At 39.3% G+C, this 19,003-nt stretch carries 17 protein-coding genes; 6 read left to right on the plus strand and 11 right to left on the minus strand.

What is annotated here, in order from left to right; genetic code table 11:
* Window positions 1-68 precede the first annotated feature (68 nt).
* The 4 genes from U735_RS0104790 to U735_RS0104805 all read right to left on the minus strand — a co-directional run bounded on the left by U735_RS0104790 (window position 69) and on the right by U735_RS0104805 (window position 3,477).
* Window positions 69-830 carry a LytR/AlgR family response regulator transcription factor gene (locus tag U735_RS0104790; RefSeq protein WP_031442736.1) on the minus strand — a complete coding sequence of 254 codons (762 nt, stop codon included), beginning with the start codon at window positions 828-830 and terminating at the stop codon, window positions 69-71.
* Window positions 827-1,864, minus strand: coding sequence for a sensor histidine kinase (locus tag U735_RS0104795; protein ID WP_031442737.1), 1,038 nt, complete (start codon window positions 1,862-1,864; stop codon window positions 827-829). The genes U735_RS0104790 and U735_RS0104795 overlap by 4 nt, the downstream gene beginning before the upstream one ends.
* Window positions 1,865-2,009: 145 nt before the next feature.
* A complete protein-coding gene (locus U735_RS0104800; protein ID WP_031442738.1) occupies window positions 2,010-2,492 on the minus strand; it encodes a hypothetical protein in 483 nt (160 codons plus the stop codon).
* Between the two features lie 301 nt (window positions 2,493-2,793).
* On the minus strand, window positions 2,794-3,477 hold the full coding sequence (locus U735_RS0104805) for a cell division ATP-binding protein FtsE (RefSeq protein ID WP_031442739.1): 684 nt from the start codon (window positions 3,475-3,477) through the stop codon (window positions 2,794-2,796).
* Between the two features lie 147 nt (window positions 3,478-3,624).
* Here U735_RS0104805 and U735_RS0104810 point away from each other — a divergent pair, with 147 nt between their 5' ends.
* The 5 genes from U735_RS0104810 to U735_RS0104830 all read left to right on the plus strand — a co-directional run bounded on the left by U735_RS0104810 (window position 3,625) and on the right by U735_RS0104830 (window position 10,827).
* Window positions 3,625-6,648, plus strand: a complete 3,024-nt coding sequence (locus U735_RS0104810; RefSeq protein ID WP_031442740.1) for a tetratricopeptide repeat protein — start codon at window positions 3,625-3,627, stop codon at window positions 6,646-6,648.
* A gap of 25 nt (window positions 6,649-6,673) precedes the next feature.
* Window positions 6,674-8,428 (plus strand): TonB-dependent receptor domain-containing protein, encoded by a 1,755-nt coding sequence (locus U735_RS0104815; RefSeq protein WP_031442741.1) that lies wholly within the window; start codon window positions 6,674-6,676, stop codon window positions 8,426-8,428.
* A gap of 418 nt (window positions 8,429-8,846) precedes the next feature.
* Window positions 8,847-9,266 (plus strand): hypothetical protein, encoded by a 420-nt coding sequence (locus U735_RS0104820; RefSeq protein ID WP_031442742.1) that lies wholly within the window; start codon window positions 8,847-8,849, stop codon window positions 9,264-9,266.
* A 159-nt stretch (window positions 9,267-9,425) separates the two neighbouring features.
* Window positions 9,426-10,511 carry an OmpA family protein gene (locus U735_RS0104825; RefSeq protein ID WP_051891874.1) on the plus strand — a complete coding sequence of 362 codons (1,086 nt, stop codon included), beginning with the start codon at window positions 9,426-9,428 and terminating at the stop codon, window positions 10,509-10,511.
* 124 nt (window positions 10,512-10,635) lie between these two features.
* Window positions 10,636-10,827: a cold-shock protein gene (locus tag U735_RS0104830; RefSeq protein WP_031442744.1), complete on the plus strand. Its 192-nt coding sequence runs from the start codon at window positions 10,636-10,638 to the stop codon at window positions 10,825-10,827.
* A 54-nt stretch (window positions 10,828-10,881) separates the two neighbouring features.
* Here the strand turns inward: U735_RS0104830 and U735_RS25485 are convergent, their stop codons facing one another.
* The gene (locus U735_RS25485) at window positions 10,882-11,166 is read right to left on the minus strand and encodes a hypothetical protein (protein ID WP_157365005.1); all 285 of its coding nucleotides are present in this window, start codon (window positions 11,164-11,166) and stop codon (window positions 10,882-10,884) included.
* A gap of 260 nt (window positions 11,167-11,426) precedes the next feature.
* On the opposite strand from U735_RS25485, the gene U735_RS0104840 reads away from it, so the two are divergent.
* On the plus strand, window positions 11,427-12,143 hold the full coding sequence (locus U735_RS0104840; protein ID WP_031442746.1) for a sugar isomerase domain-containing protein: 717 nt from the start codon (window positions 11,427-11,429) through the stop codon (window positions 12,141-12,143).
* 16 nt (window positions 12,144-12,159) lie between these two features.
* Here the strand turns inward: U735_RS0104840 and U735_RS0104845 are convergent, their stop codons facing one another.
* The 6 genes from U735_RS0104845 to U735_RS0104870 form a co-directional block, all read right to left on the minus strand.
* The gene (locus tag U735_RS0104845; protein WP_031442747.1) at window positions 12,160-13,434 is read right to left on the minus strand and encodes an Nramp family divalent metal transporter; all 1,275 of its coding nucleotides are present in this window, start codon (window positions 13,432-13,434) and stop codon (window positions 12,160-12,162) included.
* Window positions 13,435-13,438: 4 nt separating this feature from the next.
* Window positions 13,439-14,107: a bifunctional 4-hydroxy-2-oxoglutarate aldolase/2-dehydro-3-deoxy-phosphogluconate aldolase gene (locus U735_RS0104850; protein ID WP_031442748.1), complete on the minus strand. Its 669-nt coding sequence runs from the start codon at window positions 14,105-14,107 to the stop codon at window positions 13,439-13,441.
* 199 nt (window positions 14,108-14,306) lie between these two features.
* Window positions 14,307-15,071 carry an SDR family NAD(P)-dependent oxidoreductase gene (locus tag U735_RS0104855; protein ID WP_031442749.1) on the minus strand — a complete coding sequence of 255 codons (765 nt, stop codon included), beginning with the start codon at window positions 15,069-15,071 and terminating at the stop codon, window positions 14,307-14,309.
* Window positions 15,072-15,101: 30 nt separating this feature from the next.
* Window positions 15,102-16,385, minus strand: coding sequence for an MFS transporter (locus U735_RS0104860; RefSeq protein WP_031442750.1), 1,284 nt, complete (start codon window positions 16,383-16,385; stop codon window positions 15,102-15,104).
* A gap of 235 nt (window positions 16,386-16,620) precedes the next feature.
* Window positions 16,621-17,328, minus strand: coding sequence for a FadR/GntR family transcriptional regulator (locus tag U735_RS0104865; protein WP_031442751.1), 708 nt, complete (start codon window positions 17,326-17,328; stop codon window positions 16,621-16,623).
* Window positions 17,329-17,666: 338 nt separating this feature from the next.
* On the minus strand, window positions 17,667-19,001 hold the full coding sequence (locus tag U735_RS0104870) for a RagB/SusD family nutrient uptake outer membrane protein (RefSeq protein ID WP_198036614.1): 1,335 nt from the start codon (window positions 18,999-19,001) through the stop codon (window positions 17,667-17,669).
* Window positions 19,002-19,003: the final 2 nt, after the last annotated feature.

Raw genomic sequence — 19,003 nt, forward strand, 5'->3', positions numbered from 1 at the left:
TTGTTAGCTTTTTAAAGTTACAAGGAGTGTTGTTGACCTGGGGTTATTAATTATGAATGACTTTCAGGTCAATGATTCATCCAATTTTTAAACTCGGTGGCTTTTGCCTTGCTTACAATTACTTTCTCTTCATGGGGCGGCATAACGCTAATAATTAGCTTCCCGTTAAAATATTGTTTTATCCCCGCAATGGAATCTCTTTGGACAATGAACTGTCGATTTAGCCTGTGAAAGTCGGAAGGGTCCAGGTCGTTTTCAACATCCTCTAATTTCTGTTCGATTATATGGGTTTGTCTGTCTTTTGTTACCGCCTTGACTATTCCGTTTTCAATATATAAATAGGCGATTTTGTCTGTTTTCAATGGTATGAGTTCATCTCGATGATGCACCAAATACATGGATTTGTAGGTCTTTTTCTGATCCTGTAATAGGCTTAGGAGACCTTCAACTTGATTATTTATAAGCCCCTTGCCTTTTAACTGTCCTTTAAATTGCGCAAGGCTTACTTCCAACTCATCTTCGTCTATCGGTTTTAATAAATAATCAATACTATTTAGTTTAAAAGCCTTTAAGGCATATTGGTCATAAGCAGTGGTAAATATAATTGGAGCATCTATTTTAACGGCATCAAAAATTTCAAAAGAAAGTCCATCCGCTAAATGAATGTCCATAAAAACAAGGTCGGCTTCCTGATTTTTTGAAAAATAATCAATAGCAGTTTTTACCGAATCCAAAACAGCCAATACCTCAAGTTTATCCTGTAGGTTATTTAGCATATAGGCTAGATTTTCACTTGCCGCCAATTCATCTTCTACAATTACTACTTTCATGTCATTTTGTTCAAGGGTAGTTTTACTCTAAAAATATCACTTTGTTTGTCAATGATAATTTGTTGTTTGCGTATCATATAGTAACGTTTGTACAGGTTTAATAGTCCTGTCCCGGTACCTTCGGCCAGAGTAGTGCGGGTCCGTACTTTATTTTCTACATAAATACAATCCTCTTGGGAATATATATTGACTTTTAATGGGTGTGTTTCCGAAATTTCATTGTGTTTTACTGCATTTTCTACCAATAATTGTAAGGCCAAGGGAGGAATTTTTCTGTCCAGATAAGTTTCGTCAATGGCTATTTCAATTTGAAAACGGTTCCTGTATCTTGTCTTTATCAAATAAGTATAACTGTCCAGGAATTTTAGTTCTTCCTTCAGTGGTACCAAATCCCTGTCCCCGCTCTGCAATATATAACGGTACATAAAAGAGAGCTTTTTAACAAACATGGTAGCCTCCTTATTGTCTCGGATAAGGGAGTTTAGGGAGTTTAGGGAATTAAAGAGAAAATGGGGGTTTATTTGATTTTTAAGGGCTGAAAGTTCATTTTGAAGGTTCTGCTGTTTCAAATGTTCGTTTTCCAATATACTTTGGCGCTGAATGATTTGAAGCCTTAAAATTCTGGAAATAAAAATGATGATGATGAGGACAACGATGAATATAAATACTTGAAAGTCCTCCTCTCTATTGGAAACGTCCTTGTCTACCAAATAGGGGTATATGAAATCTAAAAGTAAAATTGTGGACACTAGGATTCCAATGTTACCAGAGAGTCTCAGTATCCAAACAACTAAGCTTTTCCTTTTGGGAATACGATAAATCCAATTGGTGTTGAATTGCAGAGTTGCCCAAGAAAAAAGGAAGAAAAACCAGAATTTTAAATCAAGATCTACAAACAGTTCACTGGAAAAAATCTCTTTGTTAAAACCAGTTGTCCTGAAAAGGGATATGGTTAGCGGTAATGTCACCAAAACAGCAATGAGCAGGGCAATCTTTATAATTTCGAGCTGTTTTACCGGTTTTGTAGTGTCCATATCAATTTAGCTGTTTTAAATATACTTCATTACACCTCCTTATCATAGTTCTCTGGATGTATTTTGTAAGTCTCCAATTTTGGAGTGAAAAAAAGCCCTTGAAAAGAGTCAAGGGCTTGTAATTAATTAACTCAAGAAGTTATTGTTATTTGGCATAGGCATCAAACCCTTTAGGCAAGTAGTTCATAACTTCAAAGCCAAGGTTGATCTCTTCCTCTATTTCTTCTACAACAATGTCGTTTAGGTCCAGTTCCATACCCTCATATGCATTGAAGCCAATTGGAAGGTATTGAGCAGTATCAAAACCAAGGACAATTTCTTCTTCCAAGTCCTCAAATACAAGATTGTCAAGATCCAATCCAATACCCTTATAGGCGTTAAAGCCAATTGGCAAGTAGGTAGCCGGATCAAAATTTAGTACGATTTCTTCTTCCTCATCTATAAGGTTAATGTCCTTTAGGCTTAAATTTCTTACTTCTTCATCCATACGCAATCCTTCTGCAAAGGGGTTGTGGGATTCTAAATAGCACTCAATATCTTCAGATTTTGAACATTTGTCCTTTCCTGAAAATGAGAACAATGAAAGGGATACTAGTATGGTGCTAAATAATAAAGCTGCGTTTTTCATATTATTTATTTTTATGAATATTTTGATTTATATTTTATTTCTGGTACAAATATAGTGGCCATTAAAGGGCGTTGCAGGTAGATATTAAGTGAAACGACTAAATTGGAAGGTGAAGTGTCTATGGGTAGGCCTGAAAGGATACAGATTTGTTCCAATAAGGTTTAATACAGGCCTTTTGTTGGGTTTAAGGAATGTTTTACAGGCAGGTAGGGTAACCCGAACACTCGTAAATTTTTAAGTTTTGGAAAGTTCCTAACTGGAAAAATATGTAGGTATCTTCTAGATGATGTCTAATCTTTAACTATACCGCACGCTGTATTACTTCAAACACCTTATTGCCATCGCATTTCAATGTTTTGGACGGATATTTAAGTATTAGGGCGTAGTCATGCGTGGCCATAAGAATGGTCCTTCCTGTTTTGTTTATATCCTGAAGTACCTTCATCACTTCCACGCTGGTTTGGGGGTCGAGATTCCCCGTTGGTTCATCTGCCAGGATAAGATCCGGATCATTGAGCAGTGCCCGGGCAATGGCGATCCGCTGCTGTTCCCCCCCGGAAAGTTCATGGGGAAATTTGAAGCCTTTAGTTTTCATGCCCACTTTATCCAGGACATCTTCAATCTTGGCGTTCATCTCGCTTTGGTCTTTCCAGCCGGTAGCTTTAAGTACAAAAAGGAGGTTGTTGTTTACGTTGCGATCTGGCAACAATTTAAAATCTTGAAAAACCACTCCCAATTTTCTTCTTAAATATGGAATTTCCTTTTCCTTCAAGGTGGTAAGATCGAAATCTACAATATGGCCGCTTCCTTGTTTTAATGGAAGATCGCCGTACAAAGTTTTCATAAAGCTGCTTTTCCCACTGCCCGTCTTTCCGATAAGGTATACGAATTCCCCTTTTTTAATTTCAAGGGAAATATCGTTCAATACTAAATTTTCACCCTGAAATACGGCTACATCCGTCAACCTCAATATGCTTTCGCCCATAGTTTTTATTGTTGATATAAAAGTAATAAGTTCCTTTGGAATTAAATCAAATCTTCTTTAAAAATCTTTTTCTTTATCATATACTTAGGGACAATATTTATCGTTATATAATTTAATTACGGTAATTCTTAACTACTAGAGAACACTATGCTAAGAAAAAAAACCGCTGTAATACTGTGTTTTGTTGGGTCTTTATTTTACGTGAATGCCCAAGAATCCGAAATCTATACTTTTGACCAAAAGGACTATCAGGAAGCTTTGGCCTTGTATAACAATAAACAGTATCAAGCAGCCCAGACTATCTTTGAAAAGGTAAAAAACAATACCAGGGATGAAGAGACCCAGGCTAACAGTGCTTATTATGCCGCTACTGCGGCAATTCGCCTAAATCAGTTGGGGGCCGACAGGTTAATGGAAGACTTTGTTGAAAAGTACCCAACTTCTACCAAACGCAATTCTGCTTATCTTGATGTTGCCGATTATTATTTTGCAACCGGAAAATATCCTTACGCCTTAAAATGGTATACCAAGGTAGACCAAAGTTCCATGTCCAGAAAGGACAAGGAACGCTTCAATTTTAACAATGGTTATGCCTTGTTCTCTTCGAACAAACCTAAAGAGGCCGAGCGTTATCTAAACCAGGTGACCACTTCCCCAACCTACGGCTCCCAGGCCAAGTATTACTTAGGGTATATTGCGTATCAGCAGGACGACTATGCACAGGCCAACCAGCGTTTCGATCAGATTACCGACCAAGAGTTGTTGGAGGAAAAGTTGTCCTATTATCAGGCGGATATGAACTTTAAATTGGGCAAGTTCGAAGAGGCTATTGCCTTGGCGAAAAAACAATTGCCAAAATCTGATAGAAATGAAGTTTCGGAGCTCAATAAAATTATTGGGGAGAGTTATTTCAATCTTAAGCAATACGCCAATGCAATTCCTTATTTAACCGAATACAAGGGAAAAAGAGGTAAGTGGAGCAATACGGATTATTATCTGTTGGGCTATTCCTACTATATGCAGGGAGATTATGCCAATGGGATACAGCAATTCAACAAAATAATTGATGGCAACAACGATGTTTCCCAGAATGCCTACTATCATTTGGCGGAATGCTATTTAAAACTGGACAAAAAACAAGAGGCATTGAACGCCTTTAGAAATGCTTCCCAAATGGATTTCAATCCGGAAATCCAAAAAGATGCCTATTTAAATTATGCCCGACTCAGTTATGAAATAGGGAATGCCTATGAGCCTGTACCCAAGGTGTTGACCAATTATTTGGAGAAATATCCCAATGATTCCAATAAAGCGGAGATGCAGGAGCTTTTGGTAGATTCTTATATTACTTCCAAGAATTTTGCCGGTGCCATGGAACTCTTGGAGAAAAACAAAAACTTTGCCAGTAAGGCCACTTACCAAAAGGTGGCGTTTTATCGTGGAGTGGAATTGTTCTTGGAGGGGAATTACGAGCAAGCATCGGCCGTGTTTAAAAAATCCTTGGACAATGCAGAAGACCAATATTTTAAGGCCAGGTCCAGCTACTGGAAAGCGGAATCGGATTATAATATGAATCATTTTGATGAGGCAGTGGCCGGATACCTTCAATTCAAATCAAATCCTAGTGCCAAGGCAACTCCGGAATTTAAAGACCTGAATTACAATCTGGCTTATACCTATTTCAAACTAAGAAATTATAATAATGCCATAACCTCGTTCTCCAGTTATGTGGAGACCGGTAGCGGCGATAGTGAAAAATTAAATGATGCCTATCTGCGCTTAGGGGATAGTTATTTTGTTAGTAGCAAGTATTGGCCTGCCATAGAAACCTATAATAAGGCAATAGCAAGAAATAGTGCCTCGAGCGACTATGCTGCCTACCAAAAGGCACTGAGCTATGGGTTTGTAGACAGGAGCGCTACCAAAATAGAGGAGCTTTCCAATTTTGTTTCCAGGTATCCCAACTCGTCGCTTAAGGACGACGCCATGTTTGAGCTGGCCAATTCCTATGTTAGAGCCAATAATACAGAAAGGGGGTTGCAGCTATACGATCAGCTCACCATGGATTATAAAGGCAGTTCTCTAGTGCCACAGGCTATGCTGCGTCAGGGATTGGTGCATTATAATGCCAACCGTAATGAACAGGCCTTGGCTAAATTCAAATCAGTGGTACGGGACCATCCAAACACTCAGGAAGCACTACAAGCCGTTACTACGGCCAAGCTTATTTATGTAGATCTGGGTAGGGTAAATGAATATGCCCAATGGGTAAAAGGTCTTGACTTTGTTGAGGTAACCGATACAGAACTGGACAATGCTACTTTTGAATCTGCGGACAAACAATATATTGAAGGCAATCAGGATGCGGCCATAAAGGGTTATGAGGCCTATGTTAATCAATTTCCAAACGGATTAAATGCCTTAAAGGCTAATTTTAATTTGGCAAAGTTGTACTTTGGCAAAGGTCAGAAGGACAGGGCATTGCCTTATTTTAAGAATGTGGCTGGCAAGGGAACCAACGAATATGCCGAGCAGGCACTTACAAGGGTGTGCGAGATCTATGTAGGCAAAAACGATTATGTTACGGCCATACCTTACTTGGAAGAATTGGAAACCAAGGCGGAAATTCAGCAGAATATCACCTTTGCCCAATCCAATTTAATGAAAGGCTATTATGAGCGGTCAGACTACAGTAAGACCATTCAATATGCCACTAAGGTGTTGTCCAATTCCAATATAGATAACCGTATAAAAAGTGATGCACAAATAATGATCGCCAGATCGGCCATTAAGACCAAGGATGAGAATAGGGCGGAAAAGGCGTATTCGGAAGTGCTTAAAATTGCAACTGGAGATTTAGCGGCCGAGGCGCTCTATTATGATGCTTATTTTAAAAATAAGGCCCAAAATTACGAGGCTTCCAACGCTTCTGTTCAAAAATTGGCCAAGGATTATGCGGGGTATAAGGAGTGGAGCGCGAAAGGCTTGATCATTATGGCCAAGAATTTCTATGCCTTGGGAGATGCTTTCCAAGCTACTTATATTTTGGATAGTGTTATTGCCAATTTCGGAGATTTTCCGGAAATAGTGTCCCAGGCCAAACAGGAGTCGTCCATTATTAAGGCAAAAGAAGCTCAAAGTAATTCCTCTATTAATCCAGAGGGTAATTAAAATTTCCTTGCAAAAAGAACACAATATGCAGCACAAGCACATTAAAATATCCATATTTGCTATTCTAGGTTTTTTACAGATCGGATTGGCACAGGATGATAAAAAAGATTTGGGAACGGAAACGGTAACAGTGGTAAAGGCCTATGCACCTACCATTTCGGATGCGTTTAAGGTGAAGTCGGTACCTACTTTGAACGATTCCATTGTTTTGCAAAAAAAGCCTATCAATTACAGCATATTTTCCGTACCCGTTGCCTCTACCTTTACACCTTCAAAGGGTAAGGCTTCCGGGGTGAAGAAACTACCTCCTGAAAAAATATACAACTCCTATGCATCAATAGGTCTGGGCAACTATAATAACGCCTTGGCCGATTTCTATACCAGTAGTGCATTGAACAGGGATGAACGATTGGATGTAAGCCTAAACCATCATTCCTCTAGGGGAGAAATAGACGGAACCGCTTTGGATAATATATTTTATAATACCAAATTGGACGCCAATTATACCAAAAGGGACAGGGATATAAGTTGGGGGGCAAATATAGGGGCACAACATCAATTATATAATTGGTACGGAATCCCCAATGGATATTATACAGAGGAACTAGTGAACGACATAGATGAAAAACAGAACTATTTTAATGCATTTGCAGGTGGTTTTGTGGAAATGGAGGATTCCTTCTTTAAAAGTGCCAATTTGTACTATAGACGGTTTTGGGATTCAACCAATTCAGGTGAAAATAGGGCAGTGCTAGAGCCTGCCTTCGAATTTCCCTTAGGCGATGAGCTATTGACACTTAAGGCCAAGGTAGATTATTTGGGCGGTAAGTTTAAAAATGGCCAGGTGGCCAATGATTCCAATGTTCCGGGAATAGACTATTCGCATTTGCAGGTGGGCATAAATCCCAATATTAATATTTTAGGGGACGATCTATCGCTTAATCTTGGCGTAAACCTAGTGTATGGTATGGATCTGGAAAACAGTGAGGGCAATTTCTATATTTATCCCACCATTACAGCTTCCTATCGTTTGTTGGATGAGGTAGCCATAGCTTACGGTGGTGTAGAAGGTGAGTTGAAGCAAAACTCGTTCTATGGATTTGTAGAAGAGAACCCCTATGTTTCCCCAACCTTGGATATGCAGCCTACAGATCGGCAATATGATGCCTACATTGGCTTAAAAGGGCAATTATTGCCTAATCTTAGCTATAATATTAAGGGGTCTTATATGGCGGAAAATAGGAAACCACTATTTTTGCTAAATCCCGAAAATACTTCTAGGACAGATGAAAAAGGGTATTTCTATGGTAATAGCTTCCAGGTGTTTTATGATGACGTAAAGACTTTAGGAGTTTTTGGGGAATTAAATGTAGATATAAACCGTAATTTTAGCCTAGGGATAAATGCCCAAGTATATGATTACGATACGGAAACCGATAATCCTGCCTGGAACCTGCCAGGTCTAACGGCCTCCATGTTTATGGATTATCAAATAGGGGAGAAGTGGTTCATGGGTGCCAACCTCTTTTATGTGGGTGAACGAGATGATCTTTATACTATAGCATCCCCAGGAACATTGCCGGAAGACTTTGATATGACTCCGGTTACCTTGGATAGCTATTTTGATGCCAATGCACATATTGGATATCGCATAAATGAGCAATTGTCCGTTTTTGCAAAGGCAAATAATATAGCCAACCAGAATTATATGCGTTGGAACAATTATCAAGTACAGGGATTCCAAGTTTTGGCCGGAGCCACGTACAAATTTGATCTGTAGTTAAAAGATAATTAGAATTAGCGGTTGGTCATGATTTGCCAAAAACCCCGTGGTATTTTATGGTCGCCGTAAATGTACCTTCTGCCTTTAGTCTTTTATTTTGGGAGGCCAAAAGGCAGTAAGGTATTTTTATTTTTAGTAGTGCTTGTCATTTTTGGGTTATACATCCTTGGGATATTTGGTCACATTTTAACATGTAAATCTGCCATATAGCCAACTAGGATTAGACATATTTTATCAATACCATGCTGACCGCTTTTAAACTAAGTTCCATTTGGGAAATAGTATCTTTTAAAACTGTCCCATTCGTCACACTTAGTGGACATTTGGTCACAGAATAGGAAAAAAGATTCCTTTTTGTTGTAGGTTAACTTTCTTTTGTTGTCTGGATAAATATTAATTTTAAAACTTTATAAGAATGAGAAATTTTGCAAAATTGTTTTACGCTTGTATTTTTTTTGTTTCCGGCAGTATGTCGCTTTTGGCAGAGAACCCAACCAATAGTACTTTTTGTTCCATTAATCCAACCACAACACTTGAAAAAGTGTATAAATCCCCAATCGGAACATGGGAATATACCGTGGAGGATGTTCCTTATGAATACAGTGCGGGTGTGTTGATCATTACCAAGGAAAAAGAGGAATATGAAGTAGTAGTTAAGGTAAATTATAATACTTTGACGGCTTCGGAAGTGGAGGTAAATGATAATACAATAAACTTTTCGGTTTATATTGAGGGTGGAAAAGTACAAGTTTCCTTGCAAGTGAAGGATGACCTTATACAGGGCACAGCCGATTCTACTGAAGGCTCCTTTTCGTTGAAGGGAAAAAAGAAGTAGACACTAGAAGTCTATAGATTAGACCATTGTATTTGACTGTAGGTATTACAAACATCCCTGAATATGGGGATGTTTTTTTATTTTTGATAAAATGTACTTAAACTTTTTGTCCGTTAGGCACTCCTTCTGCCAATAAGTTTTACATACAATTTGTTTAATATGAGGCAATTCACTGTAGGATGTAAATATTGGATAGGGATTTTGTCCATATTGTGCCTCGGAAGGGCCATGTCCCAAAACCTTGTGGAAAACCCCAGTTTTGAGGCATTTTTGGAATGCCCGGATCATTTAGGGAACTTCGGGGAAGACCTTAAATATTGGTCCGTACCCACTCAGGGAACTACGGATTATTTTAATTCCTGTAGTCTTAGTATGGGGGTGCCCGTTAATTTTATGGGAGAGCAAACGGCAAAATTTGGGGAAGCCTATTTGGGATTCTATATGTATGCCCCTGAGGATTACAGGGAGTATATTCAAGGTGAGCTCAAAGAGCCTTTAAAGAAAGGGGTTGTCTATACCCTGTCCTTTTATATAAGCCTAGCTGAGAATTCGGATCATGTTGTCCGTGATTTTGATGTTCTCTTCTCAACAAAACCAATAGGGATTAAAATAAAAAAGGGTCTCACCAAATGGCAACTTTCTAAAATTGAAGATAATATTTTTACCGCAGTCGAGATTTTGGGCAACGACTTTATAACTGATGACAATGCATGGACCAAGATTTCCACTACCTTTCTCGCTACAGGTGGCGAGAAGTTTATTACAATTGGTAATTTTAAGAACAATGCCTCTACAAGGCGACAGAGGTTGGTAAAGGAAAAAAATGTGAATGGGGCCTATTATTTCTTGGATATGGTATATGTTGGGGAAGGAATGCAGACCTATACCTTGGATGAGACCCATATTTTTGAGAATGTCCATTTTAATTTCGATGAGTTTCATTTAGGGGAAAAGGGAGAGCAAGAGTTAATGCGCGTTTACAATTATCTGCAATCCGACAGTACTTTGAACATTGTTATCAATGGATATACGGACAATTTGGGTACATCATCCTACAATATGGACCTTTCAGTTAAACGAGCCATGTCAGTAGCAAATAGGTTGATCCAATTGGGTTTGGCAGGTAAAAGAATTGCCTACAATGGGTTTGGAGCAGCGCAACCCCTTGTAAATAATGAGGATGAAGAAGGTAGGGCGCGGAATAGAAGGGTAGAGTTTATAATATCCAAAACCCTTGAAGAGTAAGCATTTAAAGGGGTTATCGAGTTTTTTTTTGGTACTTGTTAAAATTGTTGGCTATAAATGATTGTGGTTCAAACTTTTGGAACTATATTTGATCCACAATAAGTAATTAATTTAAATTTTAGTAATGAGTAGAGGAACAGTAAAATTTTTCAACGATGCCAAAGGATTTGGGTTCATCACAGAAGAAGGTTCTAACAAAGAACATTTTGTACACATCTCTGGTTTAATCGACGAAATTCGCGAAGGCGATGAAGTTGAGTTTGAACTAAAAGAAGGAAAAAAAGGATTAAACGCAGTAAACGTTAAAGTTATTTAATATATACTTTTTTAATTTCCTAAGACCTAAGGCCTATCGTTTGATAGGCTTTTTTTATGTTCGTGAGACCCGTATTTCAAAAGCCGTAGGCGCATTGAAATACGATGGACGAACGAACCCCGCCTTTTGGCGGGGTTTGAGGTTCAATGCCCCTGCCTTGGGGCGGTTCAATGCCCCTGCCTTGGGGCGGTTCAATGCCCCTGCCTTGGGGCGGTTCAATGCCCCTGCCTTGGGGCGGTTCAATGCCCCTGCCTTGGGGCGGTTCAATGCCCCTGCCTTGGGGCGGTTCAATACCCCTACCTTGGGGCGGTTCAATACCCCTACCTTGGGGTGGTTCAATACTCCGGCCTTCGGTTAAGTTGCTTGTAGAAGACAGTTTTTGGTTTAGGTTTAAATGCCATTTTTTAAATTAAAAAGTTGGAAATTGTTGCTCCACAATGTGCTTATGCGGCTTTATATTTTTAGACCTTGACTGGGCCTAGTTTTTATTCTTTATATTGGTCTACGGAAAGAATAATAGGCAATATTGAATTGCGGGCAAGTTTACCCCTATATTGATGTTGTTGGTTTCCTTCCCTAACTAAAATGCTATTGTCCCTATGTTCGAGTATTTGGATAAAATAAAATTACTGATCAATAAATTGTCCGTTGATCAACATGAGCAATTGGTCAGTGCCGCTAAAATTGTGGCAGATGTTATTAAGAACGATGGCATAATCCACACCATAGGTACTGGTCATTCCCAGATGATCGGCATGGAAATGTTTGGCAGGGCCTCTAATTTGGCCAATGTAAATGCCATTATGGACGATATGGTGCTTATGGCGGGCGGGGCAAGAAGATCGGCAGAAATGGAGAAGATTAGTGGTCTTGCCGAAATACTTTGGAACAACTATAAATTTAATAAAGGTGATGTATTGATCGTTGTTTCTAATTCCGGAAGAAATGCCTTGCCCTTGGAGATGGCTATGAAGGCAAAGCAGGAAGATATAACTACGATAGCCATCACTTCCTTAGAACAGTCCACAAGGTATGCTTCCAGACACGCGAGTGGAAAGAAATTATATCAGATTGCTGATCTGGTCATTGATAATTGTGTTCCCTCGGGGGATGGGGTTATCTCCATTAACGAACTGCTTATTGGACCTGCTTCCTCGGTGTTGGGAATGATCATTGTAAACATAATTTCGACCGAAGCCATCAAAATTAATTTGGACAGAGGTGTGGATGTCTCCGTTTTTCAAAGTCAGAACATAGATGAGGCGGACAATGAGGCGCTCTATCAAAAATATGAATCCCGGATAAAGCACCTATAGCATCTTTTCGAACTCTTTAAAAGAAGTCCAAGAGGGCCACAATTCCATTATAAGAGATAATAATTGAAAAAAGAAAGGCAGCATATAATCCTATATTCAGGAAGATACTTGCTTTGTATTTGCCCATCAGCTTTTTATTATTGATCAATAAAATAATCCCCAATATTACCAGAGGAAGTACAAATACATTAAATACTTGCGACAAAATCTGCATTTCTATAGGATTGGCGCCAAAAATTGGCACAATTAGGGCAAACAGACAGGCGACGGCGGTAATTATTTTAAACTGTTTGGAAGTGGTGTCCAATTCCCCGGATTGGTAATCGGCCAATAGGATAGGAGCAATTAAAAGACAGGGAAATATAGAGGACAGACCAGCACTTAAAGTTCCAAAGAAGAAAAGGGTCAAGGCGAATTTTCCAGCGACCGGTTCCAAGGTATTTACCATATCCAAAACTTTGGTTACCGGTTGACCTTGATGAAACAGGGCACCGCTGGCTACTGCCATAACCGACGCACTAATAACAAATACCAGACAGGCGGCTATTATGGAATCCTTTTTTTGTTGCTTTAGGTTGTTGATGTTCCAGCCTTTGCCCTTAACGAATAGAGGTCGGGATAAAAAGGTTGCAGCAGCCATGGTAGTACCTACAAAGGCGGCCACCATCATTTTACCTCCTTCCACTTTGGGGATTGAGGGGATTAATCCTTTAGCGACTTCAATAGGTAGCGGGTAGACCATAAAAAGGGATATAAAAAAGGAAAGTCCCATAATGGTAACGAAAATCACCAATATCTTTTCAAAGAAGGCATATTTTCCTACTAGGAGGAATCCATACATAACTATAATAACCACTATGGCAATAATCAAAACAGATTCATACTGGTAGCCCTGTAAATTGGGAAAATAGATAAGGAATATCTCGAAGATAATGTTGGCAGAGATCCCTAATATACCCATGAGGGAATTCCATTGACCAAACGAAATGCCAATGATTATCATTATGGCAATAAGCTTGCCCCATTTCAGATGCTTTTTAAAGGCAAATAGGGCGGTTTCTCCGGTAACCAGGGCGTAGTTGCCATAGGAGAACATTAAGATACCAGAGAATACACAGCTCAGCAATAAAACCCATAGCAATTGCATACCATAGGTGCTTCCCGCAACGATCATGGAGGTTACACTCCCTGTTCCTATGGTATAACCAATGGCAAAGATACCAGGTCCAAAGGCCAGTATTAGGGCCAATATTTTTTTTAGAAATGAATTCTTTTTGGTCGGGTTTTCCATCTATTTAGTTTCTTAGCTTTATAATAGACCCCAGTGTTGCGCGAACGGTGTTTTCAAGTCCATCGAAATCCCCATTGGTCAATATTTTTTTACTGATAAGTTGGGAACCCAGTCCTACACAGGTTACTCCGGCATCAAACCATGCCTTTAGGTTGGCAACTTCGGTTGTGACACCTCCAGTGGGCATAATACTTGTCCAAGGTTGTGGGCCTTTTATGGCCTTTACAAAGGAAGGGCCATAGGTGGATCCGGGAAATAATTTTACAATTTCGCAACCCAGTTCCTCGGCATTGTTAATTTCGGTGAGGGAACCACATCCGGGAGACCAAAGAACTTTTCTCCTATTACAGGCAATGGCAATATCTTCCCTTAGGGAGGGCGTTACTATGAAATTGGCACCCATCTGCATATATAAAGATGCTGCGGCTGCGTCGGTAATGGAACCTACCCCGAGAATCATGCCCGGAAGTTCTTTGACAGCGAATTTGTTGAGTGCAGAAAATACTTCGAAGGCGAAATTGCCCCTTGCGGTAAATTCCATCAATCTGGCACCACCGTCGTAGCAGGCCTGTAAAACCTTCTTTCCCAATGCTATGTCTGAATGGTAGAATAAAGGTACCATCCCGGTCTCCTTCATTATAGCTGCTACTTCTATTCTTGTATATTGTGCCATATAATTTTATTGATGTTGGGTAAGTAATCCAAGTTTTGTAATAAACTGTATTCTTTGGCGTAGAAAATCGAGTGTTTACACTGTTGGTCGTGCAGATTTTGGCTACGTATGCAATTTGTAATTACTAATAAATCCGGGAATAGCTTATTAGTGCATGAATTCCCGGATTTTAATTACTTATTACCTTTTTGTTTGTTTTTTAAATTCCTAAACCTTGTCCACCACCTATTTGGATAGTTTCGGCCGTAAGGAAAGCTGCATCCTTCCCAGCTAAAAATGAAATTACAGAGGCTACTTCCTCAGGTTGACCTAATCTTCCTAACAAAATATTGTTTTTCCAAGAAGCGAATACTTCTGGTTTGGTAGATTTGATTTCTGTATGGAAAGGGGTGTCAATGGTACCTGGAGATACTGCATTTACTCTAATCCCATATTCGGCAAGGTCTTTGGCCAGGGCCCTAGTAATGGCATGAACACCCGCTTTGGATGTTCCATAAATTCCTGCTCCAGGTCCTCCGGCATTCCAACCTGCAATGGAGGTATAGTTGATTATAGTAGGAAGATCTCCTTTTTTTAGATAAGGTATGGCCGCTCTAGAAGCGAAAAACACTGAATCCAGGTTTAATGCCATTACAAAACGGTAAAATTCTGTTGTCATTTCTTCAAATCTGGATCTTCCCCCAAGTCCACCTGCATTGTTTACAAGAACATCAATTTTTCCATATTTTTTCCCGATCTTATTAATGTTTGCAGTTACTTCGTCTTCCTTGGTAACATCAAATCCGTAATATTCGGCAGTGATGCCTTCAGCAGTGAGCTCTTTAATTCTTTTAGCTCCTCCTTCATCATCTATACCGTTCAATACTACTTTATATCCGTCTTTACCCAATCTTTTAGCTACTTCGAAACCTATGCCTCCGGTAGCTCCTGTTATAACTGCTACTTTTCCCTTTGAATTACTCATATTTCAATTTTTATAATATTAAATTTTAAATTATTCTACTGACTTTATATTCTTTGCGAAATAATAGATAGATCCTACTCCAAGCGGAACAAAGATGGCTATGGCCACAAAAATGGGGGTATAGGAAACTTTCGCAATTACGGGTACTAAAAAGTTCATGATGATTACAGAAAACACCCCTACCATACCACCTAGACCAGCTAAGGATCCTACAGATTTACCACTAAAAATGTCGCTCGGAAGGGTTTGGATATTGCCAATGGCAAACTGAAATCCGAACAGCACTATAAATACGATCGCAACGAATTTCTCTGGAGTGTCCGCAAATAATATTGTTGATATAAGACCTAGGACCATGATAAGACCTCCTATGAAAATGGTGGTTTTCCTACCTTTGTTTATTGAGTTGGTTTTTGCAATAATAACTCCGGAAACGTAGCCACCTGCAATACTCCCAATGGCTGCACCTACATAAGGAACCCACGCAAACATTCCCACTTCTTTTACGTTAAAGCCGTACACGTCAAATAAGTATATTGGCATCCAGCCTACAAATAGCCACCAGATAGGTTCTAAGAAGAATCTACTTGCAACAATGGCCCAAGATTCTTTATAGGAAAGTATTTCCTTAAGGCTTAGTCCTTTTTGATCGTCAGTGGCATTTTGATCGGCAATACTTTGCCCTTCGGAAATAAATTTTCGCTCTTCCTCTGTTATCCAAGGATGCTTTTTTGGTCCTGCTTTATTAATTAAAAGCCAAGGAATAATCCATAAAAGACCTATGGCCCCAACTATTATAAACGTCACCTCCCAACCATAGGCTACAAAAAGGAGTGCTATTAGAGGTGGTGCTATAACCGACCCAATGGAGGCCCCGGCATTAAATAAGCCTTGGGCTATGGCCCGTTCTTTTATTGGAAACCACTCGGCATTACTTTTTACTGCACCTGGCCAGTTTCCCGCCTCAGATAATCCTAAGGTAGTTCGGAAAAATGCCAAGGATAAAAAACCTCTTACGGTGGAATGCAATAAGGTGGACAAGCTCCAAATACCTATACTTATAACGTATCCAATCCTAGTACCAACTTTATCGAAGAGCTTGCCCGAGAATAATTGTCCCAGGGCGTAGGCAACCATAAAAATGTTTAGGATATAACTATAGTGATCTTTTGTGAGGCCCAAAGAATGGGATATGGAACCTTCAACATTTTCATTGCCCCACATAATGGACAAAGCACTTCTGTCTATATAATTAATAACAGTTGCCAAAAATATAAGACCGATAATGAACCAACGTAATCCTTTAATTTTCATAGTTTTTTGCTTTGGTTTGATATTATTGTTGCTATGTCATTTATAGGCTATAGCAGGTAAGCAGATAAATTATCCGTGCTCTTTTAATACTTGAATTAGGCTTGAAAATATTGGAAGTATTTAAATCGTAATTTAAATACTTCGCAAATTACGGTGTAATTTCAAGTATTATTTCCCTTCAGATTATTTTTTAAAAGCGATAAAAGTGTGCGATTTTATCCCTTGGTGATTTTTGTTAATCTTTAATATTGTAACAATATTGATATAGCATTTTAAAATGTACTTTCATTTTTTCCTTGGCCAATTGGGGATCCTGATTCTTGATGGCTTCATAAATGTCCCTATGCTCTTGAATTCCAATAAAAGCGATATTCTTGTCACAGACATGATATTTGGCAAAGTTGGTAATGATCTCTGGCGTAATTGTTAGCATAAATGTATTTATGGTACTATTCCCGCTTGCTTTTGCTATTGCCAAGTGAAACAAAAGATCTTCCTGTACTGCATCTTCACCATTCATTACCTTCTTTGAATAAGCCTCCAAAGCCTCCTCTATTTCTTTCAATTCCTCTTTGGTCCTTCGCAGCGCTGCCAATCTTACGGTTTTCAATTCCAATAGAATTCTTGTCTCTACCAAGGATTTGAAATCGGGTTTTTCAAGCCTTAGAATATCCGTGATCATACCATTTAATGCCACAGAACCTATATCGGCTACAAAGGTACCGCTCTGCGGCTTTGACTTTAATAGTCCATAGTATTCCAAAGTCTGAATTGCTTCCCTTACATTGCTTCTACTTACTTCAAAACTTTCTGAAAGCTTCCTTTCCGAGGGTAATTTGTCCCCTGGCTCCAGGTTCTTGTAATTTATGTAATCCCTAATCTTGGATATAATTTCTTTCTGAAGTGCGTCGTTTTCGTTTTTAGGGAGAATTTCTGTTTTCATGCTAATCTTATTAGTTCTACAACTGGTTAACCAGATTGGTTTGTTAAATTTAGGCATAAAACACAATCGAGAAAAATATTACTCACTTATAATTCCTGCCTTTTTACATTTAAGTTACTTTTAAAAAAAGTTCACTGGCCTGACATCAAGCCAGTAAACTTTAAAACAAAACTAACTAAACTACTAGTCCTTTAAGAGTGCGGTCCCATGTGTTCATATCCATTTATATATTCCATGCTTAAAGTTCTACCTCCTGCTCAGAGGAACGCAACCCTGCAAATTCTTTTTTGTCCCTAGTCTATAAATAATCAACGACCTTGTGATAATTTTATCAAGGTTTAGTAACCATCATTTTGGGTAATAACTCCGTCGCTCGCAAGAATTTCTGAGTTTGGTATTGGAAACACATAGTAATCACTGCTAATCGTTGCTCCCATTTCAGCATCTACTGTTCCTGTTCTAACCAAATCAAACCATCTATGTCCTTCAAGGGCCAACTCCACTCTTCTTTCGTCTGCAATTGCCTGTCTTACATCTGCTTGCGAGCTTACCGTTCCTGTTAAACTGTTTAAACCTGCCCTGGTTCTTATAGGATCCAATAGTGGAAGTACAGTGGTTGCAGCGGAGCCAGTTTCATTCAGAGCTTCTGCGTGCATTAGAATAACATCGGATAACCTGAGTTCGATATAGTCCTGATCAAGAGCTCCTGTATATTTCTTACTACCATTCTGATTATCAGTGTCAATAGTTAGCGCCTTTCTTAAATCCGTACCTCCTCCAGCGGCACTACTGGCGTCAAAAGCGGCAGTTAGGCGCGGGTCTAAAGGTGTAAGGGATTTTGTATCGGCCCCGCTAAACCATCCTACAAAGGTGGTGGCCGATCCATAGGCGTTTGGAACTGAAGTTGATAATTGGGTTGCAAAAATAATTTCTGAATTACCGTCTACTACAACGTTGGCAAAGTCGCTTTCCAAACTAATCCCGGCTGCAGCAGCACCGCTTACTACGGTTCCAAGCGTTGTTGCAGCTTCGGAAAAATTACCTCTGTATAGATATACTTTTCCCAGAAATGCCTGAGCCGCGATTCTAGATGCGCGTCCACTGGCCAATCCAGAATTATCCAAACCTGCTATTGCGGCCTGAAAGTCTGGAATGATTACGTTATTGTAAACGTCTGCAGCCGGTTGTCTTGTTAAAATGGACAAATCGGATGGGCTGGGTGAAGGAGATAAATTTACGGTGACATCACCAAAAACCATCACCAATTTAAAGTAGGACAAAGCTCTTAAGAATTTGGCCTCAGCTATCTCAGTGGGCTTCGTTGAATTTTCAATGACATTATTGGCACTTAAGATTGCCTTGTACAAATTGCTATAGAATGGCCGAAAGAATTGCTCTACCAAATCCAAGCCTGCTAAATCTGCATTGTAGGTGTCAAATGAGGTATATGGGCTTTCTAACATCAACATATTGTCGGCCCTAAAGTCGCCCATCACACCCATTGGGGTTGAACCCCCGGTCTGATAGTGATACGCTGCGTTCAAAACGGGTCCAAATTCTTCCAAAGCACTGGATTCAAGTAATAGAGGTGGCGTTTGATCCAAATCGTTATCACATCCTGTTAACAACAACAAGGAAACTAAAACTGTATAAATAGATTTCATTTTTTTCATGT

Origin of the sequence: Arenibacter algicola (assembly GCF_000733925.1) — a bacterium.
Taxonomy (GTDB): Bacteria; Bacteroidota; Bacteroidia; order Flavobacteriales; family Flavobacteriaceae; genus Arenibacter; species Arenibacter algicola.

Bases quoted from the DNA above. Each gene is read 5' to 3' on its own strand.
- U735_RS0104815 (WP_031442741.1), top strand. From the start codon at position 6,674: ATGCAGCACAAGCACATTAAAATATCCATATTTGCTATTCTAGGTTTT.
- U735_RS0104865 (WP_031442751.1), bottom strand. From the start codon at position 17,328: ATGAAAACAGAAATTCTCCCTAAAAACGAAAACGACGCACTTCAGAAA.
- U735_RS0104850 (WP_031442748.1), bottom strand. From the start codon at position 14,107: ATGGCACAATATACAAGAATAGAAGTAGCAGCTATAATGAAGGAGACC.
- U735_RS0104855 (WP_031442749.1), bottom strand. From the start codon at position 15,071: ATGAGTAATTCAAAGGGAAAAGTAGCAGTTATAACAGGAGCTACCGGA.
- U735_RS0104830 (WP_031442744.1), top strand. From the start codon at position 10,636: ATGAGTAGAGGAACAGTAAAATTTTTCAACGATGCCAAAGGATTTGGG.
- U735_RS0104795 (WP_031442737.1), bottom strand. From the start codon at position 1,864: ATGGACACTACAAAACCGGTAAAACAGCTCGAAATTATAAAGATTGCC.
- U735_RS0104810 (WP_031442740.1), top strand. From the start codon at position 3,625: ATGCTAAGAAAAAAAACCGCTGTAATACTGTGTTTTGTTGGGTCTTTA.
- U735_RS0104820 (WP_031442742.1), top strand. From the start codon at position 8,847: ATGAGAAATTTTGCAAAATTGTTTTACGCTTGTATTTTTTTTGTTTCC.
- U735_RS0104805 (WP_031442739.1), bottom strand. From the start codon at position 3,477: ATGGGCGAAAGCATATTGAGGTTGACGGATGTAGCCGTATTTCAGGGT.
- U735_RS0104800 (WP_031442738.1), bottom strand. From the start codon at position 2,492: ATGAAAAACGCAGCTTTATTATTTAGCACCATACTAGTATCCCTTTCA.
- U735_RS0104840 (WP_031442746.1), top strand. From the start codon at position 11,427: ATGTTCGAGTATTTGGATAAAATAAAATTACTGATCAATAAATTGTCC.
- U735_RS0104870 (WP_198036614.1), bottom strand. From the start codon at position 19,001: ATGAAAAAAATGAAATCTATTTATACAGTTTTAGTTTCCTTGTTGTTG.
- U735_RS0104790 (WP_031442736.1), bottom strand. From the start codon at position 830: ATGAAAGTAGTAATTGTAGAAGATGAATTGGCGGCAAGTGAAAATCTA.
- U735_RS0104825 (WP_051891874.1), top strand. From the start codon at position 9,426: ATGAGGCAATTCACTGTAGGATGTAAATATTGGATAGGGATTTTGTCC.
- U735_RS0104845 (WP_031442747.1), bottom strand. From the start codon at position 13,434: ATGGAAAACCCGACCAAAAAGAATTCATTTCTAAAAAAAATATTGGCC.
- U735_RS0104860 (WP_031442750.1), bottom strand. From the start codon at position 16,385: ATGAAAATTAAAGGATTACGTTGGTTCATTATCGGTCTTATATTTTTG.